The organism is Pseudoalteromonas sp. TB64 (genome assembly GCF_000498095.1).
Taxonomy (GTDB): Bacteria; Pseudomonadota; Gammaproteobacteria; order Enterobacterales; family Alteromonadaceae; genus Pseudoalteromonas.
In genome coordinates this window covers 1-8,097 of sequence record NZ_AUTQ01000167.1, presented here as the reverse complement: position 1 = coordinate 8,097, position 8,097 = coordinate 1, and the positions used below count along the sequence as shown (strand labels likewise).

At 35.0% G+C, this 8,097-nt stretch carries 6 protein-coding genes and 2 pseudogenes; 4 read left to right on the top strand and 4 right to left on the bottom strand.

All coding sequences use genetic code 11. The features are described from left to right. On the top strand, positions 1-1,102 hold a 1,102-nt coding region (gene proS, locus L647_RS0113855), incomplete at its 5' end, for a proline--tRNA ligase (protein WP_024611615.1). Between the two features lie 114 nt (positions 1,103-1,216). After that, a pseudogene (locus L647_RS1000000126470) lies at positions 1,217-2,018 on the top strand (UDP-2,3-diacylglucosamine diphosphatase). A gap of 23 nt (positions 2,019-2,041) precedes the next feature. Here L647_RS1000000126470 and L647_RS1000000126775 read toward each other — a convergent pair. Together L647_RS1000000126775 and L647_RS1000000126770 are read right to left on the bottom strand one after the other, a co-directional pair. Continuing rightward, the gene (locus tag L647_RS1000000126775; protein WP_343223055.1) at positions 2,042-2,986 is read right to left on the bottom strand and encodes a response regulator; all 945 of its coding nucleotides are present in this window, start codon (positions 2,984-2,986) and stop codon (positions 2,042-2,044) included. Next, positions 2,967-5,093 (bottom strand): histidine kinase dimerization/phospho-acceptor domain-containing protein, encoded by a 2,127-nt coding sequence (locus tag L647_RS1000000126770; RefSeq protein ID WP_343223054.1) that lies wholly within the window; start codon positions 5,091-5,093, stop codon positions 2,967-2,969. Before L647_RS1000000126770 ends, L647_RS1000000126775 begins: the two co-directional genes overlap by 20 nt. 225 nt (positions 5,094-5,318) lie before the next feature. Between L647_RS1000000126770 and L647_RS1000000125350 the strand changes: the two are divergent. Next, positions 5,319-5,429 (top strand): annotated as a pseudogene (locus L647_RS1000000125350) (IS5/IS1182 family transposase); the annotation flags it as partial. Between the two features lie 48 nt (positions 5,430-5,477). Here L647_RS1000000125350 and L647_RS0113840 read toward each other — a convergent pair. Then, positions 5,478-6,185: a hypothetical protein gene (locus L647_RS0113840; RefSeq protein WP_139015451.1), complete on the bottom strand. Its 708-nt coding sequence runs from the start codon at positions 6,183-6,185 to the stop codon at positions 5,478-5,480. Between the two features lie 598 nt (positions 6,186-6,783). Continuing rightward, on the bottom strand, positions 6,784-7,200 hold the full coding sequence (locus tag L647_RS0113835) for a hypothetical protein (RefSeq protein ID WP_139015450.1): 417 nt from the start codon (positions 7,198-7,200) through the stop codon (positions 6,784-6,786). Between the two features lie 105 nt (positions 7,201-7,305). Between L647_RS0113835 and L647_RS0113830 the strand changes: the two genes are divergently transcribed. Next, complete coding sequence (locus L647_RS0113830) at positions 7,306-8,067, top strand: IS5 family transposase (protein WP_024611512.1); 762 nt, start codon at positions 7,306-7,308, stop codon at positions 8,065-8,067. Positions 8,068-8,097 lie beyond the last annotated feature (30 nt).

Here is an 8,097-nt window from a genome sequence, read left to right as displayed (position 1 = left end):
CGAGTTTCATGTACTTGCTGAGTCGGGTGAAGATGCAATTGCATTTAGTGATGGCAGCGACTACGCAGCTAATATTGAAAAAGCAGAAGCGCTAGCACCAAGCGAGCCTCGCCCTGAAGCATCAAAAGAGCTAAAGGCATTTCCAACGCCGGATGCTAAAACAATTAACGAGCTTAAAAAGAACTACGGTGTTAAACCACATCGCGGTGTTAAAACGTTAATTGTTTATGGTACGCCTGATGAAAAAGAAGTACGTGGTTTAGTTGCATTAGTGCTGCGTGGCGATCATGAATTGAACGAGCTAAAAGCTGAAAAGCATCCATTAGTAGACTCTCCACTAGAAATGGCAACAGAGGCAGATATTATTGCCGCTATTGGCGCAAAGCCTGGCTCATTAGGACCTGTTGGTCTATCAATGCCAATTATTGTTGATAGAACTGCAAACATACTTGCTGATTTTGTAGCTGGTGCTAATAAAGATGACGAGCATTACAGCGGTATTAACTGGGATCGTGACGTAACTGATTACGAAGTTGCTGACATTCGTAATATTGTTGAAGGCGATATGAGCCCATGTGGACAAGGCGTTTTACAAATTAAACGCGGTATTGAAGTAGGTCATATTTTTCAACTTGGCACTAAGTACTCAGAAGCGATGAAGGCGGGTGTATTAAACGAAGGTGGTAAAAACCAAACAATGACTATGGGTTGTTACGGTATTGGCGTATCACGTATTGTTGCCGCTGCCATTGAGCAAAACAACGATCAATACGGGATCATTTGGCCTGCACCTATCGCCCCATTCGATTTAGCGATTGTGCCAATGAACATGCATAAATCACATCGTATTCCTGATATTGCTAATAACCTTTATCAAGGTTTAAAAGATGCAGGGCTTGATGTGTTGTTTGATGACCGTAAAGAACGCCCTGGCGTTATGTTTAACGATATGGAGCTAATTGGTGTGCCATTTACCCTCGTAATTGGTGAGCGTAACCTTGACGAGAATAAAGTTGAGCTTAAAAACCGTCGTACGGGTGAAAAGCTAATGGTTGATATCGACACAGCAATCGATGTAATTAAAGCAGCCGTTAAAGGTTAAGCAAAAATAGCTTAAATATAATTTAAAAACCGCTTTTTTAAAGCGGTTTTTTTATATCTAAATTTTATATGTGCTATTTAGCCGCACAAACAGTAAAAATAACACCACCCTGCTATTTAAATATTTGATGTTCATTTAAGCTATAAAGACTGTAGAGCCGATTACTTACTCAATTTTTTAAACTCAGTAGAATCTAACACACTTTATTTAGTGGGTGTTATTATTGATTTATGGTCGAGAAAACGACATTTTTATTAACCCCCTTCGCATTACCAAGTATTAAACTCTATACAACAAAAAGCGGCTAGCGGTACACGCATCATTTATATTCCCGGTAATCATGACTAAACGTTCAGAAGCTATATAAATCAAACTTTATTTGGGTTCGAACTCCACCAGCAGTTTATTTACACCTCTAAAACTAATAAACATTTTTTACTCGTACACGGCGATGACTTTGATCCCGTTACTCGTCATAGCAAACTGATTAGTATTGCTGGCTATGCAGGATACGATTTATTATTTCTGAATCGGTGGTCCAATCGAATACGTAAATTATTTGGTGGTAATTACTACTTACTTGAATCATTAATAAAAGCTCGGGTATACAAAACACGTGAAGGTATTAAACGTTTGAAGATGCTGCTATTCATGAAGCTAAAAAACAAAACGTAGATGGAATTATTTGTGGGCATATTCATCATCCTAAAATCACAGTTGATAATGGGATAGTATATTGTAACGATGGCGATTAAATTGAAAATTGCACCGCACTTTTAGGATAAGCTGATGGGAAAATTGAACTACTACATTAGCCATATACACTGAGCGTGCTCGATACTGCCGATATAACAAAATTAGATATATTAAGTTAGATATATTAACTAATACAAAGCCTAAAAAATCAGCTGCGTAAGCAGCTGAATAATTTATTTTGAATCAACTTAACCAGGTGATGAGTTTATCTTTTAACGTTTGTGGCTTTATCGGCTTAGTAATGTAGTCGTTCATTCCTGCGGCTAAACAACGCTCTCTATCACCTTCCATTGCACTTGCCGTCATCGCTATGATAGGTATGTGCGTGTAATCTACCCCAGCTCTACTATTTCTTATTTCACTTGTTGTATCGTAACCATTTAAGTTAGGCATTTGGCAATCCATTAAAATAACATCGAAGGCTTGCTCTGTATTTTCTTTTAAAGCTTCTAATGCTTCTATACCATCTGATGCACAAGTGATTTTAACTTTAGTACGTTTTAAAATCGCTTTGGCTACTTCAATGTTTATCATATTATCATCTACTAATAAAATATGATAAGCCGACAAATCAGGCTCTACTTGTTCTTCGGTTAAGCCTTTAGGTGGTGTAATTATAAACTCACTACTAGCCCCAAACAAACTTGCCAGCTTATAGCTAAATTGATCTTGAGTAAGTGGTTTATTCAGAATATGGCTGCCCTCAGGTAAGACCATTTTAGACGGTTTATCGGTCACCATGTCGCGCAAAATTAAGACGTACTTTTTATTAAACTGTTTACAGTGATCAATTAACGCATCAATTTGAGGATGCTCATCATCAATCAATAATAAGTCGGCTTCAAACTCTTTATGCTCACTAAAGTAGTCGAGCCTTATAATGTTTTCTGCATTTACTTTACAAGTTAATAGTAATAAATCGCACACATTTTGGTAGACGTTATCGCGCGCTATTAAAGCCGCTACGTTAATACTAGTAGCAAGCTCAATACCAGTATTTAGTTTTTTCTCTTGTGCTACGTGTAGCTCAACCGTTGCTGTAAACGTACTACCAGCGCCCTTTTCACTTATAACTGTAATATTACCACCCATTAACTGAGCAAGTTTTTTACATATGGATAAGCCCAAGCCTGTACNGGCGGGTTGTACTTGAGTCTTCTTGTGTAAATACTTCAAATAGTTTGTCTATGTTCTCTGGCGCAATACCAATACCCGTATCTTTTATTGTAAAGCTCATTAATAGCTTTGAGTCGGTAATGTACTTAGAGCCAACAGTTAAGCTTACTTCACCCCGGTGGGTAAATTTAAATGCATTATTAACTAAATTAATTAAAATTTGTTTAAGTCGATGGCTATCGCCTATTACCATTCGGTCTATTACATCTTTTGTATCTAAAAATACTTCAAGTCCTTTACGCTGACCGTGTAGTGCTAAAGAGCTAATCATATCGCTACACACTGTAACTACATCAAACGTATGGTTATCTATATCAAGTTTTCCTGCTTCTATTTTAGAAAAATCGAGAATATCGTTAATCAAGTTCATCAGTGAGTTAGCACTGCTATTTGCAAGTTTTAAATAATGGTATTGTTGTTCAGATAAGCCATCTTCTTTGAGCATTTCAAGCATACCCAACACACCATTCATTGGGGTGCGTATTTCATGCGATATATTGGCTACAAAGTCACTCTTCGCTTGGCTAGCTGCTAGTGCTTGATCTATAGCATGTTCTAGCTCAATTGTTCTTTGTGATACTTTAAGCTCTAAAGTGCTATTTAGACCTTCGAGTTCTGATTGAATATTTTTTAATGAACTTATATTTCTTAAAATTGCACCCACTTGGTAACGCTCGTTATACACATCAAAAATACTAGTTAAGGTAATTGAATAGTATTGTGTATTACCATCGTTATCTATGTACATGGCTTCAAATGGCATTTTTGTGCCATCTGTTATTGTGTCTTTAATACAGTTTTTATCTTCTTCACTTAAAGTAAATAATGATATGAACTGAGTATTTTCGTTTTCAAGTGAAGTACCAAACACTTCTTTTGCAGTATTATTAAAATGTACTATTTCACCTGTTTCTTCAATTGTAAAAATGGCATCAAGTGAGTTTTCTATTACCCTATTATTTTGCTCTTTTAATGAGTGTATAAGTAATTTTCTGTTTATAAATCGCTGATATAAAAATGTTATAATCAAAAACACACTAAAAAAGACTAACAACATTACTATAAAATTTTGACGTCTTTCGCTTACTTTTTCTAATAAAATATCAGTACTAATACTCACCGCAATCTCAAGAGGCAACATAGTAATATCGTCATCAAAATAAATACGCTTTTTAATAAAATAATGTTCGGGATAATTATTTAATGGGATCGTACTTTCAGATAGCATATTTTCTGTATTAGTAAATTCTTGGTTCCACGTTTTACTTTTATTAAATTCAAAACCAAACCTAAAATCAGGATTAGGGTGATACAAAAATTCACCCTCGTTATTCATTAGGTAAATTTCGGTACCATGTGGCAATTCAACCGTTAAGCTATTAATTAATTGATCAGCAAAGTAATTTGTGACTAATACAGCAAAAACCTGTTTGTCTTCATCAAAAACAGGTTTTGCAACTCTAAAAGTACTAGTGTAAGGTTTTTGAATCTCACCATTTTCTCGGTTGTAGTTAATTGGTGAAATATAAACACTATGCTCATCTAACATGCTTGTTTTAATTATGTAGTCTCTTTGCCCTTTCTTTTGTAATTGCTGACCTTCAAGCCTTACAAGTTTGCCTTGGTGATTACGGTCAACTCTAACAACTTCTTGTCCGCCATCGGCAAGCATAATATATCGTGCTTGCAGTATGCTTTCGTCAGTGCGCATAAAACCAGAAAAAATACTGCCCAATCGTTCTTGCCAAACGCCAATAGGAGTACCTAATAAGGGATCGATTAATTTGTTTTCTGTTGCTCGCGTAATACCTTGAATAGGAGGAGTCGCGTCTAAAAATCGAATAGCGGTTACGCTATCTTGAAAGTGTTTTTTTAATGAAAGGCTTTTAGTTTCAAGCTCACGCTTAAGCTCTACTTGAGAAGAGTTGTAGATATCACTTCTGACTTTTTGTTCAAATATATACAGAGATGGTAAAGCTATAAGAACAAAAATTAATGCAGCAACAAGTATTAGCTTATTACTTTTTGTTACGCTCAAAAAAGTATTTCTTTTTAACATTTACCTTCACCATAAATTCTCATTATTGTTATTATAGAGCATTAGGGAATAAAAAGGACCCTATAACTAATCGGTTATCGCTATAAATTTCATTCTAAAAAAACTAAATCATTAGTTTTTTATAAAACTCATAATTACTATGAACAATAAGTAATCAAAAACATATCGACTTACCTATTTTATAATAAAAGGTAAATACGTATTAGTAATTTAAGTTGAGAATGCTTTTGTCGAATCAAACAATATAGAGGGATAGCCACAAAGTATAAAAAGCTTGAACAAAACTATCATTCAATGCTCGCTTTAGTATTTACAATTTTGTGGCTACCAATGTGAGTTGATCAATATATGCACTACAAAGTTCAACAGACACCAATCTAAAATTTAAGGTTTTTGTGTGTATAACCTTGATAGCTCACCTAAGAATTGAATGGCATTATCTGTAATATCTTGTTTAAGAATACCTGAACCAACACCTAATGATTTAGGTGAAATAGTATCCGTATTTACAGATTTTAAGAATAAAGTGAATTTTTCAGTTCTTAAGTAAACAGGGAATACAGGATACTGGTAATTCAAGCGTCGAATCACCTCCGTAATTGGTTGATCTAATACCATAACAAATGCTTGACCAAATTTACGGTCTTCTCGTGAACGAGATAATAACCAGTCATATTGCTCTTGAGTTACATACTTGTTAGGCACCTCTAAATAACCAATTTCGTGTATAAAATCGGAGTTCTGTCTACCGGTAAGTTTGTTGTCCCCTGATTGAGTGTACTCTATATATTCTGATTCATCATTTTCAGGGTCTATGCTCATAGCAAATATCTGTTCTTTCGTAAAATTAGATGATTGAGAAGCCATCGCACTAAATGCTGCATCGCCTTTTTTATTAGCTGTGTCAAAGTCAATAAAATAAGCGCGTTTTTTTCTATGATCAATAACATACTGCGCATCCCATTTTATAGTTAACTCAGTTAGCTTTTCTCTTTTAAGCTGATAATCAGTTCTTAAATATGTATCGTTAACACTTACGGTAATATCAGCTAGATACCCTTTATCATCTTTCATTCCATAATTTAAAGTCATGTTGTGACCCTGAGAATAGCTATAGGTATTAAAAACTAATAGAGAAAAAAAACCTGCAAACTTTAATCCTTTGTTCATGATGAACTTATTCCTTATCTGGATATTTATAAAAGAGACATTAAATTTCAAAATCATCTAATATGGCTATATTAGAGTAAACAACTTTAACCTAAAGTTAATGAAATTAAATTGGATCAATTTTGGGAAAACATAAGCCAACATACCATTTTCTCTTATTTTAAACACAGTATAGAACGATGAAAAATACCTGCATCACATACTGAGTAGAAACAAGAGCATAAAAAATACTATGAATTTAATACCTTTTCAGGATAGGGTGTACTGCGCATCGTTTTATTCTGTTTTACATATCTTACTAAAACTTGTTTCAGCTTTTAACTGATTAAATACGATATGCCTTAGCCTTGTAGATACTTGCGTTGAACCTTTGCGTCTAATTAAAAAATGATGGCTAATATGTTGGTAACCTATTCACTAATTGACTTTACTTGCACTAACATTCCTTATTTAATCGCTATATTCATTGCATGAGTCCTCACTAAATACTCAAAAAAATTCTTTGTTAATTAGTCACTAATTATATGTCTAATACGCATTTTGCTGTTCCAGGGAGAAGATCGAACACACAGCTATCACTAAAATTCATTTTTTTACCGTTACCCCATTTGATAATAACTTGAGCAACATCCTTTGATACTTCACTCAATAAATATTCAGCGTGTTTAATATAAGCACCAGCTTCATTTAGAGCTCGCCTATGCCTAGAAGCCACTTTATTCATTTTATTAGTCATTTTAGGTTTAAGAGTGCCTTTATATTTTTGCTCAACAAAGCTCCACATAACCTCTTTATTATTGTCGCGCATTGCATCTCGCCATAGCTGACATTTTTCTATAAAAATATCTGCTTGATTGTTTTTTGCATTAAACTCGACATTCGGCTCAGCCGCTAACACGTGAGCACAGCCAAATAGTAAGGATAAAGATACGATCATTTTTTTAAAATTGTTTAGGGCGTGTTGATCTTTGCGGTATAAAAAACAAACAGCATGAGGATAAGGTATAATTGAATTCGCTAAAAAACGTTACACCGAACCCTCATGCCAAGATTAATGTTAACAGACGCGACATGGAATGTCTTATCAAAAGTAATGCACTTAAGTGGTCGAATTTATAATAAGCCTGAGCATAGAAAAACGCTCGAAGGCATACTCTATAAGATGCGTACCGGTATTCCTTGGCGAGATTTACCGTCTTATTTCGGCTCGTGGAGTGCTATCTATAGACGATTTAATTTATGGTCCAAAAAAGATATTTTGAATGAATTATTTCGTGTGTTATCCCACTATGCTGATATGGATTGGATCTTTATTGATGGCAGTATTGTCAGGGCTCACCAGCATAGTTGCGGTGCAAGAACCGCTGGCAATGAATCAATCGGTAAGAGTCGAGGTGGCAATTCGACTAAAATTCATCTTGCAGTAGATAGCGGAGGATTGCCTGTTTATTATGAATTATCCTGTGGAAATACGCATGATATCGTCCATGCAGAGTCACTTGTAGACAATTGCCCAACGAGTAATGTGGTTGTCGCAGATAAAGGCTACGATAGTGAAAAACTAAGAGAGTTTATTCGTGATAATAGCGCTACACCCGTTATTCCACGCAAGGATAACAGTTTAGTGGGTAATGAAGATATTGACTGGTGCATGTACAAATATAGGCACTTAGTTGAGAATGCCTTTGGTCGGATCAAACAATATAGAGGGATAGCTACAAGGTATGAAAAGCTTGAACGGAATTATCATTCCATGCTCGCTTTAGCATTTACTATGATGTGGCTACCAATGTGGGCTGATTAATATATATACTACAAAGATCAACAGCCCCTA

Bases quoted from the DNA above. Each gene is read 5' to 3' on its own strand.
- L647_RS0113835 (WP_139015450.1), bottom strand. From the start codon at position 7,200: ATGATCGTATCTTTATCCTTACTATTTGGCTGTGCTCACGTGTTAGCG.
- L647_RS0113830 (WP_024611512.1), top strand. From the start codon at position 7,306: ATGCCAAGATTAATGTTAACAGACGCGACATGGAATGTCTTATCAAAA.
- L647_RS0113840 (WP_139015451.1), bottom strand. From the start codon at position 6,185: ATGACTTTAAATTATGGAATGAAAGATGATAAAGGGTATCTAGCTGAT.